Annotated in this window: 16 protein-coding genes and 1 pseudogene; 6 read left to right on the top strand and 11 right to left on the bottom strand. The window is 71.3% G+C overall.

What is annotated here, in order from left to right:
• Nucleotides 1-30: 30 nt before the first annotated feature.
• The 6 genes from ABZU53_RS00325 to ABZU53_RS00300 all read right to left on the bottom strand — a co-directional run bounded on the left by ABZU53_RS00325 (nucleotide 31) and on the right by ABZU53_RS00300 (nucleotide 5360).
• Complete coding sequence (locus ABZU53_RS00325) at nucleotides 31-999, bottom strand: NAD(P)/FAD-dependent oxidoreductase (protein WP_355063215.1); 969 nt, start codon at nucleotides 997-999, stop codon at nucleotides 31-33.
• Nucleotides 1000-1104: 105 nt separating this feature from the next.
• Nucleotides 1105-1758 (bottom strand): rhomboid family intramembrane serine protease, encoded by a 654-nt coding sequence (locus ABZU53_RS00320; RefSeq protein ID WP_354854101.1) that lies wholly within the window; start codon nucleotides 1756-1758, stop codon nucleotides 1105-1107.
• A gap of 115 nt (nucleotides 1759-1873) precedes the next feature.
• Nucleotides 1874-2554, bottom strand: coding sequence for a lytic transglycosylase domain-containing protein (locus ABZU53_RS00315; protein ID WP_354854098.1), 681 nt, complete (start codon nucleotides 2552-2554; stop codon nucleotides 1874-1876).
• 276 nt (nucleotides 2555-2830) lie between these two features.
• Entirely contained in the window at nucleotides 2831-4246 is a 1416-nt protein-coding gene (locus tag ABZU53_RS00310; protein WP_355062929.1) for a PhoH family protein, read from the bottom strand.
• A 390-nt stretch (nucleotides 4247-4636) separates the two neighbouring features.
• Complete coding sequence (locus ABZU53_RS00305; protein ID WP_007455629.1) at nucleotides 4637-4972, bottom strand: hypothetical protein; 336 nt, start codon at nucleotides 4970-4972, stop codon at nucleotides 4637-4639.
• A 31-nt stretch (nucleotides 4973-5003) separates the two neighbouring features.
• Nucleotides 5004-5360, bottom strand: coding sequence for a hypothetical protein (locus tag ABZU53_RS00300; protein WP_354854093.1), 357 nt, complete (start codon nucleotides 5358-5360; stop codon nucleotides 5004-5006).
• Between the two features lie 264 nt (nucleotides 5361-5624).
• On the opposite strand from ABZU53_RS00300, the gene ABZU53_RS00295 reads away from it, so the two are divergent.
• From ABZU53_RS00295 to otsB, 3 genes are all read left to right on the top strand, one after another.
• Complete coding sequence (locus ABZU53_RS00295; protein WP_355062927.1) at nucleotides 5625-6068, top strand: XRE family transcriptional regulator; 444 nt, start codon at nucleotides 5625-5627, stop codon at nucleotides 6066-6068.
• Nucleotides 6069-6230: 162 nt separating this feature from the next.
• Nucleotides 6231-6584, top strand: a complete 354-nt coding sequence (locus ABZU53_RS00290) for a hypothetical protein (RefSeq protein ID WP_354854091.1) — start codon at nucleotides 6231-6233, stop codon at nucleotides 6582-6584.
• A 67-nt stretch (nucleotides 6585-6651) separates the two neighbouring features.
• On the top strand, nucleotides 6652-7476 hold the full coding sequence (gene otsB, locus ABZU53_RS00285; protein WP_354854088.1) for a trehalose-phosphatase: 825 nt from the start codon (nucleotides 6652-6654) through the stop codon (nucleotides 7474-7476).
• A 27-nt stretch (nucleotides 7477-7503) separates the two neighbouring features.
• Here otsB and ABZU53_RS00280 read toward each other — a convergent pair whose 3' ends face one another.
• The 4 genes from ABZU53_RS00280 to ABZU53_RS00265 form a co-directional block, all read right to left on the bottom strand.
• A complete protein-coding gene (locus tag ABZU53_RS00280) occupies nucleotides 7504-8274 on the bottom strand; it encodes an isoprenyl transferase (protein ID WP_234589120.1) in 771 nt (256 codons plus the stop codon).
• Between the two features lie 31 nt (nucleotides 8275-8305).
• Nucleotides 8306-9448: a geranylgeranyl reductase family protein gene (locus ABZU53_RS00275; RefSeq protein ID WP_354854085.1), complete on the bottom strand. Its 1143-nt coding sequence runs from the start codon at nucleotides 9446-9448 to the stop codon at nucleotides 8306-8308.
• A gap of 965 nt (nucleotides 9449-10413) precedes the next feature.
• Nucleotides 10414-11274 carry a hypothetical protein gene (locus ABZU53_RS00270; protein WP_354854082.1) on the bottom strand — a complete coding sequence of 287 codons (861 nt, stop codon included), beginning with the start codon at nucleotides 11272-11274 and terminating at the stop codon, nucleotides 10414-10416.
• A gap of 37 nt (nucleotides 11275-11311) precedes the next feature.
• On the bottom strand, nucleotides 11312-13156 hold the full coding sequence (locus ABZU53_RS00265; protein WP_355062925.1) for a phosphoenolpyruvate carboxykinase (GTP): 1845 nt from the start codon (nucleotides 13154-13156) through the stop codon (nucleotides 11312-11314).
• Nucleotides 13157-13292: 136 nt separating this feature from the next.
• Here ABZU53_RS00265 and ABZU53_RS00260 point away from each other — a divergent pair.
• The 3 genes and pseudogenes from ABZU53_RS00260 (at nucleotide 13293) to ABZU53_RS00250 (ending at nucleotide 15594) form a co-directional block, all read left to right on the top strand.
• A pseudogene (locus ABZU53_RS00260) lies at nucleotides 13293-14134 on the top strand (GtrA family protein).
• 63 nt (nucleotides 14135-14197) lie between these two features.
• The gene (locus ABZU53_RS00255) at nucleotides 14198-14914 is read left to right on the top strand and encodes a GtrA family protein (protein WP_355063213.1); all 717 of its coding nucleotides are present in this window, start codon (nucleotides 14198-14200) and stop codon (nucleotides 14912-14914) included.
• Nucleotides 14911-15594: a MaoC/PaaZ C-terminal domain-containing protein gene (locus tag ABZU53_RS00250; RefSeq protein WP_355062923.1), complete on the top strand. Its 684-nt coding sequence runs from the start codon at nucleotides 14911-14913 to the stop codon at nucleotides 15592-15594. Before ABZU53_RS00255 ends, ABZU53_RS00250 begins: the two co-directional genes overlap by 4 nt.
• Nucleotides 15595-15636: 42 nt before the next feature.
• Here the strand turns inward: ABZU53_RS00250 and ABZU53_RS00245 are convergent, their stop codons facing one another.
• Nucleotides 15637-16209: a PH domain-containing protein gene (locus ABZU53_RS00245; protein WP_354854073.1), complete on the bottom strand. Its 573-nt coding sequence runs from the start codon at nucleotides 16207-16209 to the stop codon at nucleotides 15637-15639.
• Between the last annotated feature and the right edge of the window lie 93 nt (nucleotides 16210-16302).

The following is a 16302-nucleotide window of genomic DNA, read 5'->3' as shown; positions in this document are numbered from 1 at the left end:
CACGCGCCGGTGTGTGTCCGATACCGACGGTCAGCCCGCGTCGGAGGAGTGCCCGGGGAACAGGTGCGCGTCCGGGTCGATGGCCACCGCCGCGTTGTTGACCGCCGTCGCGGCCTCCCCGAAGCCGGTGGCGATCAGGCGCACCTTGCCCGGGTACTCGGTGATGTCGCCGGCCGCGAAGACCCTCGGCAGGTTCGTCGCCATCGCGCTGTCCACCACGATGTGCCGGCGGTCGAGCCGGAGGCCCCACTCGGCGAGCGGGCCCAGGTCGGCGGTGAAGCCGAGGGCGGCGACCACCGTGTCCACCGGAAGGGTCTCGGTCGCGCCACCGCGTACGGTCACCTCGGCTCCGGTCACCGTGGCGTCCCCGATCAGGCGGGTGACCTCGGCGTTGACCACCACCCGCACCGGCAGCGACAGCACCCGGGCGACAGTCGAGGCGTGTGCCCGGAACTTCTCCCGCCGGTGCACCAGGGTCACCGAGCGGGCCAGCGGTTGCAGGGCCAGCGCCCAGTCGAAGGCGGAGTCGCCGCCGCCGACGATGAGCACGTCCCGGTCGGTCAGCTCGGCCGGGTCGGTGACGAAGTAGACGATGCCGGCGCCGGGAGCGCCGTCGGCGCAGGGCAGTGGCCGTGGGCTGAAGCTGCCGAGCCCGCCGGTGACCACGACCGCGCCGCAGCCGAGCTGCTCGCCGCCGGCCAGGCCGAGCACCGGCCGGTCATCGGCGTACGACAGCTTCTCGGCCCTCGTGCCGAGCAGGTACTGCGGGCCGAAGGGTGCCGCCTGGGCGACCAGGTTGGCGACCAGGTCGCGGCCCTTCACGGCGGGGAAACCGGCCACGTCGAGGATCAGCTTCTCCGGGTACATGGCGGTGACCTGGCCGCCCGGCTCCGGAAGCGCGTCGATCACCGCCACGGACAACCCTCGGAACCCGGCGTAGTACGCGGCGAAGAGGCCGGCTGGACCGGCCCCGATCACGGCGACATCGACCTCGCGCATGGCGTACCGTCGCTTTCCGCTCACGGATCAACGCTTGCTGATCTCGACGGTAGGCGGGGCGCAGCGGTCCGGCAAGCATGTCCCAGGGGCGCGCCGAGGAGCAGGTCAGGGCAGGCTGAGGGTGGACCCCGAGTAGTCCGGGCCGTCCACGGCCGGCCGACGACGGCGGAACAGGATCGCCGCCACCACGCCACCGAGCAGCCCGAACAGGTGGCCCTGCCAGGAGATCCGCTCGTCGGTGGGGAGGATGCCGACCAGTTGCCAGCCGTAGAGCAGACCGACGAGCAGGAAGACGGCGAAATTCCACCAACTGCGCTCGACGATGCCCCGGGTGAGCAGGATGCCCAGGTACCCGAAGATCACCCCGCTGGCGCCGACCACCACCGAGTTGGGCGAGCCGGTGAACCAGACCCCGAGCCCGCTGACCAGGATGATGATCAGGGTCGACCAGAGGAACCGGCGGGCACCGGCGGCCAGCACGAAGGTGCCCAGCAGGATCAGCGGGATGCTGTTGCTGTAGAGGTGGTCGAAGCCGTGGTGCAGGAACGGCGAGAAGAAGACCCCGTCCAGGCCGTCGATGCGGTGCGGGATGATGCCGGCGGTCGCGTCCAGGCCGAACGCGAGCCCCTGGTCGACGGCTTCGATGAGGAACAGGAACGGGACCACCGCGCACATGGCGACGAAGGCCCGGCCGAGGGCGGCGTAGAACGCCTCGGTGCCGAACCGGTAGGGGTCGCCGTTGGGCGGTGGGAGGGTCACCCCCCAACTGCTATCAGCAAAAGGGGCCGACCGCCACTCGCGTCCCGCCCACGCACCGGGCGTACGCACGGCGGCGGGGCGGGTGGTCGCCCACCCGCCCCGCCGTTCGGCGACGTCAGTAGTTGCCGTTGTTCTGGAAGTTGCTCCAGGCGCCACAGGGCGTCTTGTACTTGCCCTTGATGTAGCCCAGCCCCCACTTGATCTGGGTCGCCGGGTTCGTCCGCCAGTCGTCCGCGATCGCGCCCATCTTGCTGCCCGGCAGGGACTGCGGGATGCCGTACGCGCCGGAGGAGGAGTTGCTGGCCTTGTGGTTCCAGCCGCTCTCCTTGGTCCAGAGCTTCTCCAGGCAGGGGAACTCGGCGATGCCGAAGCCCGCCTCGATCATCAGCGCACAGCCGATCTTGCGGTTGCCGCTGTACTCCTCGCAGGACGCCGGGATCCGCCCCTCGTACGGCTTGGCGACCTCGTTGGCGGCGGCCTCGCGCTCGCGCTTGCGCGACGCCGCGGCGGCCTCGGCGCGGCGGGCCCGCTCGGCGGCCTCCTTGGCGGCCTGAGCCGCCCGCAGCTTGGCCTGGTACTCGGCGGCCCGCTGCCGGGCGAACGCGATCTGGTGGCTGGCCTGGCGCTCGCGCTGGTAGGCGAAGTCGATCCGGTCGACCTCGACGCTCTCCTGCGCGGCCAGTCCCTGTTGCTGGGTTTCCCGGTCTTGGCCCAGATAGAAGCCACCGGCTACGCCCACGGAGAGCAGCGCGACAGCGGCCGTACGGGCGCCCAACCGGCTCCACAGCCGACTCACGAAGTGGTCCCTTCGTTGGGGGCAAGGACACGACGCGGCGCCAGGCCAGGTGGCCCTCAGCCGTGCCGTGAGCGCCCCGACCGGTGAGCCGGTCGCGCCGACGCACCGACCGTCACCGATGCCGCCCAGAGCTGGACGAACGATCACCAACGATGCCTGTGGTGCGTGGGCGCTCGTGGGACACCATCGCGCACAGTGAGACTGATGGGAAACCAACCGGCACGTTTGTGATCTGCGCCACATCTAAATTCCGGACGAAAGCCTATAAAGCTCCCATCACAACGGGATGTCCTCCAGGAGGTCAGTCACCATCGCGGCGATCGGCGAGCGCTCCGACCGGCTGAGCGTGACGTGGGCGAAGAGGGGATGACCCTTCAACGCCTCGATCACCGCCGTCACGCCGTCATGTCGGCCGACCCGCAGATTGTCCCGCTGGGCGACATCGTGGGTGAGCACCACCCGGGAGCCCTGCCCGATCCGGGACAGCACGGTCAGCAGCACGCCGCGCTCCAACGACTGGGCCTCGTCCACGATCACGAAGGCGTCGTGCAGGCTGCGCCCCCGGATGTGGGTCAGCGGCAGCACCTCGAGGATGCCCCGCGAGGTGACCTCCTCCAGCACGTTCTCGTGCACCACCGCGCCGAGCGTGTCGAAGACCGCCTGCGCCCACGGCGACATCTTCTCCGACTCCGACCCGGGCAGATAGCCCAGCTCCTGGCCGCCGACGGCGTACAGCGGGCGGAAGACGATCACCTTCTTGTGCCGGCGACGCTCCATCACCGCCTCCAGCCCGGCGCAGAGCGCCAACGCCGACTTGCCGGTGCCGGCCCGCCCACCCAGCGAGACGATCCCGATCGTCTCGTCGAGCAGCAGGTCGAGGGCGACGCGCTGCTCGGCCGAGCGGCCGTGCAGGCCGAACGCCTCCCGGTCGCCCCGAACCAACCGGACGGACTTGTCCGGCAGGACCCGGCCCAGCGCGGAGCCGCGCGACGAGTGCAGCACCAGACCGGTGTGGCAGGGCAGACCCGCCGCCTCGTCGACGTCGAGCGTGTCGCCGGCGTACAGCGCGGAGATCTGCTCCTCGCCCAACTCCAGCTCGGACATGCCGGTCCAGGTCGGGTCGCTGGCCTGGCCGTGGCGGTACTCGTCGGCGCGCAGACCCACCGAGGCGGCCTTGACCCGCAGCGGCATGTCCTTGCTGACCAGCGTGACGTGCCGGCCCTCGGCGGCGAGGTTGAGCGCCACGGAGAGGATCCGGGCGTCGTTGCTCTCGGTGCGGAACCCGGGAGGCAGCACGCCGTCGTCGGTGTGGTTCAGCTCCACCCGCAGCGTGCCGCCGGCGTCGTTGGCGGGTACCGGCGTGTCCAGCCGGCCGTGCCGGATCCGCAGCTCGTCCAGCATGCGCAGCGACTGCCGGGCGAACCAGCCCAGCTCCGGGTGGTGCCGCTTGCCCTCCAGCTCGGTGATGACCACCAGCGGCAGCACCACCTCGTGCTCGGCGAAGCGGTGGAACGCCGCCGGATCGGACAACAGCACGGACGTGTCCAGAACGAACGCCTGGCCCGCTGGTCGCGGCTCCTTGGGGTCGGCCGGCGCGGTTGCCGCGCTGCGGCGGCTCCGGGGGGCACGGCGGGTCGTGGCAGTCGCGGCCGGGGTCTGGTCGGCACCGGCGGTGGTACGGCGAGTCGTCACAGGCCTGCTCCGACGGATGGGCACCCGGCCACCCGTGTTCCGCCTCGTCCGGTGCCCGGGGACACGGGGTCGGATGCGGAACCCCGTGCGCGAGGTCGCAGATCCGGGCGGACCGGCTGGCTCGGGAGAACCCCGTGCCATGCCTAGACGCTAGCGGCGGCGGACCGTCCCGGCTAGGGGCGATCGTGGATCTCCGGCAACGGCGACCCGCGGAGCCGGCGGCACGGCGCGGCGAGCCGGCCGGGATGCATGCCCCCTGCGCGCATCCCGGCCGGCGGGGCCACCGTCACCGGTCTGACGTGGCCCCGACGGTGCGTGTCCGCCGCGGACGACGCACCGCGTTCCTCGGCGCCGGTCGGCGGGACCGCTCGCGGCGGCCCGCCGGCCGGCTCAGCCGGTCCGTCGAACGAGCGTGCCGGTCGGGTGCCGCCCGGTGATGGGGGCGGCCGGCGCGGTGAACGACGAGCCGGTGTACGTGGTGCCGGGGCGGGCCACCGTGCCGGCGGAGCGGACGGCCCCCGCCGAGGAGACCGACAGGGCCGAGGCGATCGCCGCCTGGGCGTCGCGTCGACGCCGGTTCCAGGCGCCCCGGTCACCGTCGAAGTAGCCCTGCCGGTAGCCGAAGCGGTAGCCGATGCGGTAGCTGAGCTGCCCGTGCAGCCGGCCGGCCGCGTAGCTGGTGGCACCGAGCACCAGGACGAGGAAGACCACGAGGAACGGGCTCATCGGGCGGCCCCGACCCGGCCCGGACGCCGCATCATCGTTCCTCCGGCTCGACCGCGGTGGGGTCGATGGTGGGATCCGCGACCAGCAGCCGGTCCAGGTCGTCCGTGCTGACCTCCTCGACCAGTTCGACGCTGATCCGGCAGCCGTCCACCACGACCTCGGCGACGGAGGAGCGGCGAATCTCCCCGCCGGCGTCGTAGACCCGGACGCTCAACTCGGGGCAGCCGAGGTGGGTACGCCAGGCGTTCCACTCGGTGCGGTCGCCCACGCTCAGCGACAGGTATCGGCAGCCTCGGGCGAGATAGAGGCGCCACGGGGCACTCAGCCCCGCGGCCACTCCCTCGGCGATCAGCCCGAAGGCCTGGGCTCGGGTGGCGAGCTCGGTCACCACACCCCCTCGGCGCCGGGGGCGTGACGCATGCGAGCACCAGTCGTCTCATGCACGTGACACACCGTAGATTGTCCCATGAGCGTGACAGTATCAGCTTTTCGTCCGCTTACATTCGCCACTACGGGCATCTATTCTGCCCGGGTGACACCCCTCCAGAGCGGCGCTGGATCGTTTACCGCGAATCCGAGAGAACCGTCACGTCTGCGTGACAGCAGCGTGCCTGGGCGTACGCCCGAGCCAGGCTGGCCGTACCGTCACGGGGTGACCGAGACGGCCAATGCGCGAAAGATCGCCTTCGCCACCTTCGTCCGGCGCGCCCTCGACGAGGCGCGGGCGACGCGGGCCTGGAGCGGCACCGAGGTGTCCCGACGTACCGGCGTCTCCCGGCAGACCATCAACCGGTGGGTCCGTGGGGACTGGGCGAGCGACCCCGAGGCCGAACGTGTCGTCGCCTTCTGCGAGGGCCTGGGCCTGAATCCGGCCGTCGCCTTCGCCGCGCTCGGCTGGGACCGCACCGCGACCGGCCCCCGCGCCGGTCAGCCGGCCCCACCGATGGACCCGGACGTGGAGGCCCTGCTGCGCCGCCTCGTCGACCCGAACGTGTCGGACGCGGAGAAGTTCCACATCCGCGAAACCATTAGATACCTCGCATACCGCCCAACGTTGCCGGTCGATGTCCGAAATAGGGGCAATCAGGCAGGCTAGTTCCTCAGATGGCGAAAGAACGCCTGGTCAGGTTCATTCGTTTCGCTCCGGGGTCGGAACGGGCACGCTAGCGTCCGTACTCGTACTGCTTGGGCTCGTCATCGGCGGGGGGACGGGACAAGGCCGAACCCAGCCCTGCGGGACATAAGGAGGGGTCTGTCCATGACCCTGAAGTGGTGGGCAGTCGTGGTCGCCACGGTGTCGATGACACTGTGGGCGACCGGCAACGTGGTGACCCTCGCGGTCAACGGTGGGCAGCTGCCGCTGCTCGTCAACCTTCTCGCGCTCATCAGCGCCGGCACGGCGGTCATCCTGGCCGTCGTCGCGGAGCTGCACGAACGGCTCAACGACCGGATCAGCGCACTCACCGAGTTCCTGGTGGCACGGCTCACCGAGATCGAGACCCGCACCGGGGACCGCAACACCGGCTTCGTGGAGGGCTACCTGCTCAGCCACGGGCAGGATGCGGCGGTGGTGCCGTTCGGACGCCGCGGACGAGGAGCCGCCGAACGCTGATCGCGCGCCGCCGAGCGGTGGTGCTCGGCCAGGAATGAGCCCTCAACGCCGGGGTACGCTGACGCGCGTGCCGCCGTTGAATCTGGGCAACCACCAGCCGAGGACCCCGTTGAACGCCGATCAGGCATGGCAGGTCACTGCCGGCCGGGCGGCGGGGACCGTGCTCTTCTTCGACTTCGACGGCACACTCGCGCCCGTCGACGACGACCCGACGGCGGTCCGCCCCGCGCCCAACGCCCTCGCCGCGATCGAGGCGCTGGCCCCGGTGGTGCAGCGGATCGCGATCGTCTCCGCGCGGCCCGTGGAGTTCCTTCGGGACCGCCTCGGCGAGCTGAGCGGCGTCGACCTCTACGGTCTCTACGGGCTGGAGCACAGCCACTCCGGTGGCGAGACCGTCACCGAGCCCACCGCCCTGCCGTGGGTGCCGACCATGGCCGAGCTGGCCGACCTCGCCCGGGCGGAGCTGCCACCCGGCACGCTCGTCGAGTTCAAGCGGCTCTCGGTCGCGCTGCACTGGCGTACCGCGCCGCAGCTCGGCCCGACCGTGCAGCAGTGGGGGCAGGCGCAGGCCGACCGGCTGGGGCTGCGGGTGCAGGCCGGGCGGATGGTGCTGGAGCTCAAGCCACCCGTCGACCGGGACAAGGGCATGGTGATCGGCGAGGTGGTCCAGGGTGCCACCGGCGCCTGGTACTTCGGCGACGACGTCTCGGACATCAAGGCGTTCGCGGCGCTACGCGCCCGCGCCGAGGCGGACCCGGACTTCTTCGGCGTCTGCGTGGCCGTCGCCAACCCGGAGACGGGTCAGGAGGTGGCCAACGCCGCCGACCTGACCATCGAGTCCCCGGCCGCACTGGGCGACTTCCTCACCCGGGCCCTGACCCGGCTGCCCTGACCGGGCTCTCCTGCGCCCGCAGCAGGGTCAGGCGCCGTACCGGCGCTGGCGGGTGGCGTACGAGCGCAGCGCGCGCAGGAAGTCGATGTGCCGGAAATCCGGCCAGTTGAGCTCGCAGAAGTAGAACTCCGAGTGCGCGGACTGCCAGAGCATGAAACCGGACAGCCGCTGCTCCCCGCTGGTGCGAATGACCAGGTCGGGGTCGGGCTGGCCGCGGGTGTAGAGGTGCTCGGCGATGTGCTCGACGTCCAGCACCTCGGCCAGTTCCTCGATCGTGCCGCCCGAGGCGGCGTGCTCCAGCAGCAGCGAACGGACCGCGTCGGTGATCTCCCGCCGGCCGCCGTAGCCGACGGCGATGTTGACCTCCGCGCCGCCGCTGCGGTCCCGGGTGCGCTCCTCGGCGCCCTTGAGCGCCGCCGCCGTCTGGGCGGGCAGCAGGTCCAGCGCGCCGACGATGCGCAGCCGCCAGGGGTTGCCCTCCTCGGCCAGCTCCACCACCAGGTCCTCGATGATCTGCAGCAGCGGGTCCAGCTCGCTGGCCGGGCGGCGCAGATTGTCGGTGGCCAGCAGGTAGAGGGTCACGTGCCCGATGCCGGCCTGGTCACACCAGCCCAGGACATGCTTGATCTTCGCCGCGCCGACCCGGTGCCCGTCGTTGGGGTCGACGAAGCCCATCTCCCTCGCCCACCGGCGGTTGCCGTCGCACATCACCCCGACGTGTCGGGGCACCGGCTTGCCCGCGAGCTTCGCCGTGAGCCGGCGCTCGTACACGGAGTAGATAAGGTTCCGCAGCGTCATCACCTAGCAGCGTAGCGACCCGCCAGCGGGATCACCCCTTCGGAGGCCGATCCCCGCCGGACAGTTCGATGCCGATCATGCCCAGCGTACGGGCGGTGAGCCGCCCGTCGCCGAGTCCCAGCTCGACCACATCGTCGAACACGCGGTCGTCCCGGCGGGCCGCCCGGACCGCCGCGTCGACCACCCGCCGCCGTCGTGCCAGCCATGCGGCGACCGAGCTGTGCCGCAGGTGGGTGCCGAGGCGACGACGCAGGCCCACGGCGTAGCGACGCGCCGCCGCCTCGGGCGCCCGGGCCGCCGCGGCGCCGGCCAGCGCACCGGAGAGCAGCGCGTAGAAGATGCCCTCCCCGGTGAACGGGTTGATCAGCGACAGGGCGTCGCCGGCCAGCAGGGTGCGGTCCCGGCCCGGTGCCGGCCGGTGCGTGGACAGCGGCAGATGATGGGCGCGCAGCGCGGTCACCGTCGACAGGTCGGTGCCGGGCAGCAGCGCGGCCAGCCGGTCCAGCAGGTACGCCCGGCTCAGAGGCTCGCCGCGCAGCACCTCCCCGTACCCGACGTTCGCCCGCCCGTCGCCGATCGGGAACGACCAGGCGTACGCCGGCCAGCGTGCCTTCGAGGTGACGATGAGCTGCTCGGGTGGGCCGGGCAACGCCGGGGCGTAACCCCGGATGGCCAGTGCCAGGTGCCGGTCGGGGTTCACCGGGTGGCCGAGGGCCCGGCGCACCACCGACCCGGCGCCGTCCGCTCCCACCACCACCCGGCCGGACAGCTCCCCGTCGAGCACCACCCGGTCGGAGCGCGGCTGGACCCGGCGGACGCTGTGCCGGCGCAGTTGCGCGCCGGCTGCCACCGCAGCCGCCACCAGCCGCGCGTCGAAGACCTCCCGAGGCACGGTGTACGCCGGCCGGGGCAGCGCCCGAGCGACCGCCTGGCCGCCCGGGGAGACCATCCGCAGCGCGGGCAGCGCGGCGTAGCCGGCCACCGCCTCGGTCACGCCCAGCTCGGCGAGCACGTCCACCGAGTGCGCGGCGATCCCGTCGCCACAGGCCTTGTCCCGGGGAAAGTCGGCCCGGTCCAGCAGCAAGACACTGGCGCCCGCCCGGCGCGCCGTCAGCGCCGCGGCCGCCCCGGCCGGCCCCGCCCCCACCACCACCACGTCGAACTCGTCGCTCACCGCGCGCCTCCCTCCGACCGGGGCGGCGCGGCTCGTACCCGTCCCGCCCGGCGATCACCTGGGCCGTCGACACCGGCCACGGTGACCGACATCACCCGCCATCCTGCCCCCTGCCCGCCCGCCCGCACCGCTGCCGCACGGCCGGGCCGCACCGAAGCCGAACGACCTCGCCGAGCCGAACACCCCAAGCCCCGAAGGCAGCCACGAACCGGCGGTCGCGGTCGCGCGGCCACGACCCGGCGGCCCCAGACCGACAGGCCCCAGACCAGCGGCCCCCAGACCGGCGGCCCGAGACCGACGGCCCCAGACCGGCGGCGACGGTCGCGCGGCCACTAACTGGCAGCCCCGCAGCGACGGCCACAAAACGGTGGCGACGAAGCGGACGCCTGGAGCGGCGAGTCCGGAGTGCCACCCCCTCGCCGCCTGCTGCGTTGCCTGTCGAGCTGCCCCGTTGGTGGGGCAGAGTGGCTCCGATGGCTGCCGTCAGGCATTGATCGACTCGGGATCGCCGATATCGGGGGTCCACGTCGCCCGATCACCCCGACTTCGGCGATCCCGAGTCGATCACGGCCGGAGCCACGCCCGCCGCCCACCCAGGCGCCAGATCCCCGCCACTGCCGGATCGGCATGCACGGGGTACGGATATAGCCGGCCCATATCCGGGGCAGCTCGACAGCACCCGCCAAACCCCCGCCAGCCGCAAAGCCAGCCCACACCCGGGGCAACCCGACAGCACCCGCCGACCCCCGCCAACCACAAAGCCAGCCCACACCCCGAGGCAACCCGACAGCACCCGCCGACCCCCGCCAACCACAAAGCCAGCCCACACCCCGAGGCAACCCGACACCACCCGCCAAACCACGCCAACCACAGAGCCGGTCCATATCCGGGGCAGCTCGACAGTGCCTGCCAACCCCCTCTCAGGTCGCGCACCGCTCGAACCCGGGGCTTAGTCTGCCGGGCTCTCAGACCGGGGCGGCGGCGTCTGGGGCGCGGGCCGCCCGGCGCAGGCCGTACAGGGCCAGCGCGGCGGCGGCGAGCAGCGGGGCGCCGTCGCGGATCAGGCCGTCCACGCCCAGCAGCCACCAGCACAGTGGCAGGTCCACGGCCAGGACGGCCAGCGTGACGACGACGAGCAGGCCGCGTGCCCAGTCCTTGCCGCGCATCAGGAACGCGGTGCAGAACAGCACCGCGTAGCTGGCCGCGATGCCGGCGCCGAACCAGAACAGCACGGCCGGTACGGCGGACAGACGGTCGTCCAGGATCGCGCCTCCGGCCACCAGCGCCGGCACCAGCATCAGCGGGCTGTAGGTGAACGCCGCGACTCGGCTGGTCAGCAGCCAACCGCTGGCCTGCGGCCGACGCGGCGGGGTCTCCCGCCAGGAGATGCCGGCCTTGTCGATGACGAGCCGCGGCCGGTGCCGGACGAGATGCCCAGCGAGCGCCGACGAGCGGTAGAGCATCCACACCACCGCCACACAGAGCGCGGTGAGCACGCCGAAGCCGAGCAGCCCGGGCAGCGGCGGCACCCCCTGCCGGGGCACGATCAGCCGGCCGACGGCGAAGATCGTGGTGACCCCGAGGATCAGCCCGAAGGGACGGGCCACCGTGCGGCCCCGGCGGACGTGCCCGATCAGCAGCAGGAAGCCGAACGAGCGCAGCATCGCCCAACCGGTGCGCACGGCCAGGCCGAAGCCCTGCTCCGGGGCGTACCACCAGTTGAGCAGCTCGACCACGACGGTGGCCGCCGCCGTCGTCGCGAGCAGGAAGGTGAGCACCCGGACGGCGGACGGCCGCCGGACCTCGGTCTCGGCGGCCGTCCTCATGGGATTCCTTGTTGCCCGCGGCGGGCGATGTTCACACCTAGCGCTGCGGCTGTACGGCATCCAGGCGGGCGCGCAGCGCGTCCAACTCGGCCCAGAGCACGCCGGGCAGCTTGTCACCGAACTTCTCGAACCACTCGGTGATCAGGGGCAGCTCGTTGCGCCACTCCTCCGGGTCGACCTTCAGCGCGATCCGGACGTCCTCCGGGGTCATGTCCAGGCCCTCGACGTCGAGCGCGTCGGCGGTCGGCACCATGCCCACCGGGGTCTCCACCGCGTCGGCCGTGCCCTCGATCCGCTCGACGACCCACTTGAGCACCCGGGAGTTCTCCCCGAAGCCCGGCCAGAGGAACGAGCCGTCCGGGTCCTTGCGGAACCAGTTGACGTAGTAGATCTTCGGCAGCTTCGCCTCGTCCCCGTCGGCGCCCTTGCCCATCTCGATCCAGTGCCGGAAGTAGTCACCGGCGTGGTAGCCGATGAACGGCAGCATCGCCATCGGATCCCGCCGAACCACGCCGACGGCGCCGGACGCGGCGGCGGTCGTCTCCGAGGAGAGCGTGGCGCCCATGTAGACGCCGTGCACCCAGTCGCGGGCCTCGGTCACCAGCGGGACGGTGTCCTTGCGGCGTCCGCCGAAGAGGATCGCGTCGATCGGCACGCCGTTCGGGTCGAAGTACTCGTCGGCGAGGATCGGGCACTGGGTGATCGGGGTGCAGAACCGGCTGTTCGCGTGCGAGGACAGGCCGTCGCTCTCCGGCGTCCAGTCGTTGCCCTTCCAGTCGATCAGGTGCGCGGGCGGCTCACCCATGCCCTCCCACCAGACGTCACCGTCGTCGGTGAGGCCGACGTTGGTGAAGACGGAGTTGCCCCGGTCCAGGGTGCGCATGGCGTTGGCGTTGGTCTTCCAGTCGGTGCCGGGCGCGACGCCGAAGAGGCCGTACTCCGGGTTGACCGCGTAGAGCCGGCCATCCGGGCCGAACCGCATCCAGGCGATGTCGTCGCCGATCGTCTCGACCTTCCAACCCGGGATGGTCGGCTCCACCATGGCCAGGTTGGTCTTGCCGCACGCGGACGGGAAGGCGCCGGCGATGTGGTGGACCCTGCCCTCGGGGGAGGTGATCTTGAGGATGAGCATGTGCTCGGCGAGCCAGCCCTCGTCCCGGCCCATCACGCTGGCGATCCGCAGCGAGTAGCACTTCTTGCCGAGCAGCGAGTTGCCGCCGTAGCCGGAGCCGAAGGACCAGATCTCCCGGGTCTCCGGGAAATGCGAGATGTACTTGGTCTCGTTGCACGGCCACGCCACGTCCTGCTGACCGGGGGCGAGCGGCGCGCCGATCGAGTGCAACGCGTGCACGAAGTCCGCGTCGTCCCCCATCGCGTCGAGGACCTTCGCGCCCATCCGGGTCATGATGCGCATGGACGCGACCACGTACGGGCTGTCGGTGATCTCGACGCCGAACATCGGGCTCTCGGCCTCGACCGGGCCCATCACGAAGGGGATGACGTACATGGTGCGCCCGCGCATCGAGCCGCGGTACAACTCGTTCATCGTCCGCTTCATCTCGGCCGGCGCCATCCAGTTGTTGGTGGGGCCGGCGTCCGCCTCGTCGACAGAGCAGATGTAGGTGCGCTCCTCGACCCGGGCGACGTCCGTCGGGTCGGTGCGCGCGTAGAACGAGTTCGGCTTCTTCTCCGGGTTCAGCCGGATGAGGGTGCCGGCCTCGACCAGCTCATCGGTGAGGCGCCGCCACTCCTCGTCCGACCCGTCCACCCACACGACCCGGTCGGGGGTGGTCAGTTCCGCGACCTCACGGACCCAGGCAAGCAGTTTCGGATGGGACGTCGGGGCCTGATCGATACCCCGCACTACAGCCGGAGCAACCATGACACATCTCCTTGTGGTCGACGCTGACCGATCTATGGGATGCACGAGTGTCAGCGACGCCATGCGCCGCCTTCGTGGAAACCTGGGATTGGCCTCAGCGTAAACCGGGCAGCCTTCCGAGTCAGTGGGACTGGTTGTGAAGAACTGCACAAGGTACGGCCACGCTGCGGCATCACGATCTGATACCCGCTTTCCTGCGCAGTTTCACGCAAATCTTGTCGTGCACCCCCGGTCGACGCGCTTGGCGGTCGGGCCGCCAACCCGCCCGGCCGACCGGTGCGGGGATTCCCGTTCCGGGGCGCGTCAGTCCTCCCCTCTGGTCACGCTGCGTTCAACTGCGGCGTACCGGGCGAAAGGGCCGGCACGAGCGACGATGTCCGGTCGCCGTTGCTACCCCGCCGACTGGCCGACAGCCGGTAGGCTCGCCCCGTGGCCGCCACGATGACCGGGGAGCAACCGGGTCCCCGGCAGACCCGACCGGGTCTGGTCCGCGGACTGCTCGACCGTTTCGGTCACCTCGTGCGCGAGCTGAGCAAGTTCGCCACCGTGGGCGGGATCGCCTTCCTCATCGACTTCGCGCTCTTCAACTACCTGACCACCGCGCGCGGCATGGAGCAGCTGACGGCGAAGACGATCTCGACCGTGCTCGCGGCGACCTTCGCCTTCCTCGGCAACCGGTTCTGGACCTGGCGGCACCGCCAGCGCAGCAACCCCGCGCGGGAGTACGCGCTGTTTTTCTTCTTCAACGCCGTCGGCCTCGGCATCGCGGTGGCCTGCCTCGCGATCAGCCGGTACGGGCTCGGCAGCATCTGGCCGGGCGTGTTCCAGACGCAACTGGCCGACAACATCGCCAGCTTCGTCGTCGGCACGGGCCTCGGGACACTGTTCCGATTCTGGTCCTACCGGCGGTTCGTCTTCGTCGAAGCGGGAACTCCGACCGTTCCGCAGGCGGAGCACGACCGAGACCACGGTGCGTGACCTGCCGCCCACCTCGTCCGGCCGGTGATCGCCGGCTTCACCGACTGCCCTAAGGTGTTTCGCATGCGTCTTGTCCGTCTGCTGCCTGAGCGTTGGCAGAAGTTCATCCACGAGGCGCTCAAATTCGGCATCGTCGGCGGCATCAACACCGTCATCAATTACGCGGTGTTCAATGTCCTTGCACTTACCGTTTTCGTCAACGGTCAGTTGAAGGCGACCGTGATCGCGACCGTCGTCGCAACGATCACGTCGTATCTGATGAATCGCCACTGGACGTACCGGGATCGCCCGAAATCGGCGCTTCGTCGGGAGTACGTCCTGTTCTTCCTGCTCAACGGGGCCGGCCTGCTCATCGAACTGGGTGCCGTGGCCGCAGCCAAGTACGGGCTCGGCGTGCACGGTCTGCTGGCGCTGAACGTGGCGAAGACCGCCGGTGTTCTGCTGGCCACGCTCTTCCGGTTCTGGTCGTACCGGACCTTCGTCTTCCAGCCTGTCTCGCCGACCGAGGACGAGACGAAGGCCGAGCCCACCTGGCACGACATCCCCCGCGACGAGTGGGACACCATGGCCGAGATGGACCCGGTCGCCGAGCTGGCCGAATCCGTCTCCGAGCTGGAAGAGGCGGAGTCCAGCGATCGCCCCGACGCGACGCCCGGCCCGACCGGCGCGGCTCCCGCCCAGCAACGGCCCACACCGATGACCGCCGGCCTCCCCGCTGACCTGGACGCGGAACTCGCCGCGGAGCTGCACGCCGGCACCCGTCGCGCGCCCCGCCGGTGACGCCTCCCGCCATCCGCTCCGGCACCGGGGCGCCCGCCGAGCTGTTCTTCGAGGATCTCGTCCCGGGGCTCACCGTCGATCTCGGGACGGTCACCGTGGACGGCGACGAGATGCTGGCCTTCGCTCGTCGCTTCGACCCGCAGTGGTACCACGTCGACCCACAGCTGGCCGAGGCCAGTCGGCACGGCGGTGTGATCGCCAGCGGCTTCTACACGGTCAGCCTGTTCATGCGGGCGTACGTCGATCACCTGCTGTCCCGCGCGGCGGCGGACGCCTCCCCCGGTCTGGAGGAGCTGCGGTGGCTCGCCCCGGTACGCGCCGGGGACCGTCTCGCCGTCCGGGTCGACGTGATGGGCGCCCGCCCGTCGGACGCCCGCCCCGGGCTCGGCACCGTCATCCTCACCGGCACCATGCTCCGCCTCGGCCCGGACAACCGGCCCGATCAGGAGGTGCTGCGGACCCGCTTCCGTGGCTGGTTCGCGCTACGCCCGGTCGAGACGAACCCCGAGGCCACACCAGGCGAGAGCGGCCCGCCGGAAAACGGACCAGCCGAGGCCGGAGCGGCGGAGGCCGGACCGTCGGAGAACGGGCCAGCCGAGGCCGCGTCGTCGAAGGGCGGGCCGTCCGAGGCCGGACGGCCGTCGGCGGCCGCAGGGCCCGTGGTCGAACAACGCGCCTGACCGCCCCGGCGCTCGGGCCGGGACGGTCAGCGCTGAGCGGGATCAGGTCGTGGTGTCGCGCAGCGGCTTGCCCTCACGCATGTCGGCGAGGATGTCGCGCATCTCCCCGTCGCCCAGCGAGTGCTTGTCGTGCTGTGCCTCGACCAGCTCGTAGAGGGTGGTCTGCACCCGGCTGACACCCGGCACGTCGGCGAGCACCGACTGGCCGCGTTCACCAGCTGACTCGATCGTGAGGGTGCCGCAGCCGAGCAGCCGCTCGAAGAAGTGCTGGTTCATCGAGTGGTCGTTGATCCGGGTGAGCGGAAGGTCCCGCCGGTCCCGGGAGAAGACACCCTGCTGCAACAGCACGCGCTCGTTGGTGAACAGGTAGTGGGTGGTACGCCAGACCAGGAACGGCCACAGACCGAGCCAGAGGACCGCGACCAGGGCGATCACCCCGATCACGGCCAGCGCGATCGAACCACCGCTGCTCTCGGGCAGCAGGAGCACGCCGACCACCACCGCGGCGATGGCCAGCACCAGCACCGCGATCGGCCGGATCAGCGCCTTCCAGTGCGGGTGCAGGTGCAGCACGACGTGCTCGTCCTTCGTGAGCACGTCTTCGGGAAACGCCACGACAACCTCCAACGCCTTTTACTCGACGCGCCGACCGTAAACCCCCCAAGCCCCGCCACAACATCCGCCACGCGGCCCCACTCCGCCTTCCGC

It is taken from the genome of Micromonospora sp. NPDC005194 (assembly GCF_040608335.1).
GTDB lineage: Bacteria > Actinomycetota > Actinomycetes > Mycobacteriales > Micromonosporaceae > Micromonospora.
Note: the sequence above shows the minus strand (reverse complement) of the source record. Positions and strands in the feature narration are given on the sequence as shown.

Bases quoted from the DNA above. Each gene is read 5' to 3' on its own strand.
- ABZU53_RS00325 (WP_355063215.1), bottom strand. From the start codon at position 999: ATGCGCGAGGTCGATGTCGCCGTGATCGGGGCCGGTCCAGCCGGCCTC.
- ABZU53_RS00305 (WP_007455629.1), bottom strand. From the start codon at position 4,972: ATGAGCCCGTTCCTCGTGGTCTTCCTCGTCCTGGTGCTCGGTGCCACC.
- ABZU53_RS00290 (WP_354854091.1), top strand. From the start codon at position 6,231: ATGACCCTGAAGTGGTGGGCAGTCGTGGTCGCCACGGTGTCGATGACA.
- ABZU53_RS00280 (WP_234589120.1), bottom strand. From the start codon at position 8,274: ATGACGCTGCGGAACCTTATCTACTCCGTGTACGAGCGCCGGCTCACG.
- ABZU53_RS00270 (WP_354854082.1), bottom strand. From the start codon at position 11,274: ATGAGGACGGCCGCCGAGACCGAGGTCCGGCGGCCGTCCGCCGTCCGG.
- ABZU53_RS00265 (WP_355062925.1), bottom strand. From the start codon at position 13,156: ATGGTTGCTCCGGCTGTAGTGCGGGGTATCGATCAGGCCCCGACGTCC.
- ABZU53_RS00255 (WP_355063213.1), top strand. From the start codon at position 14,198: ATGCGTCTTGTCCGTCTGCTGCCTGAGCGTTGGCAGAAGTTCATCCAC.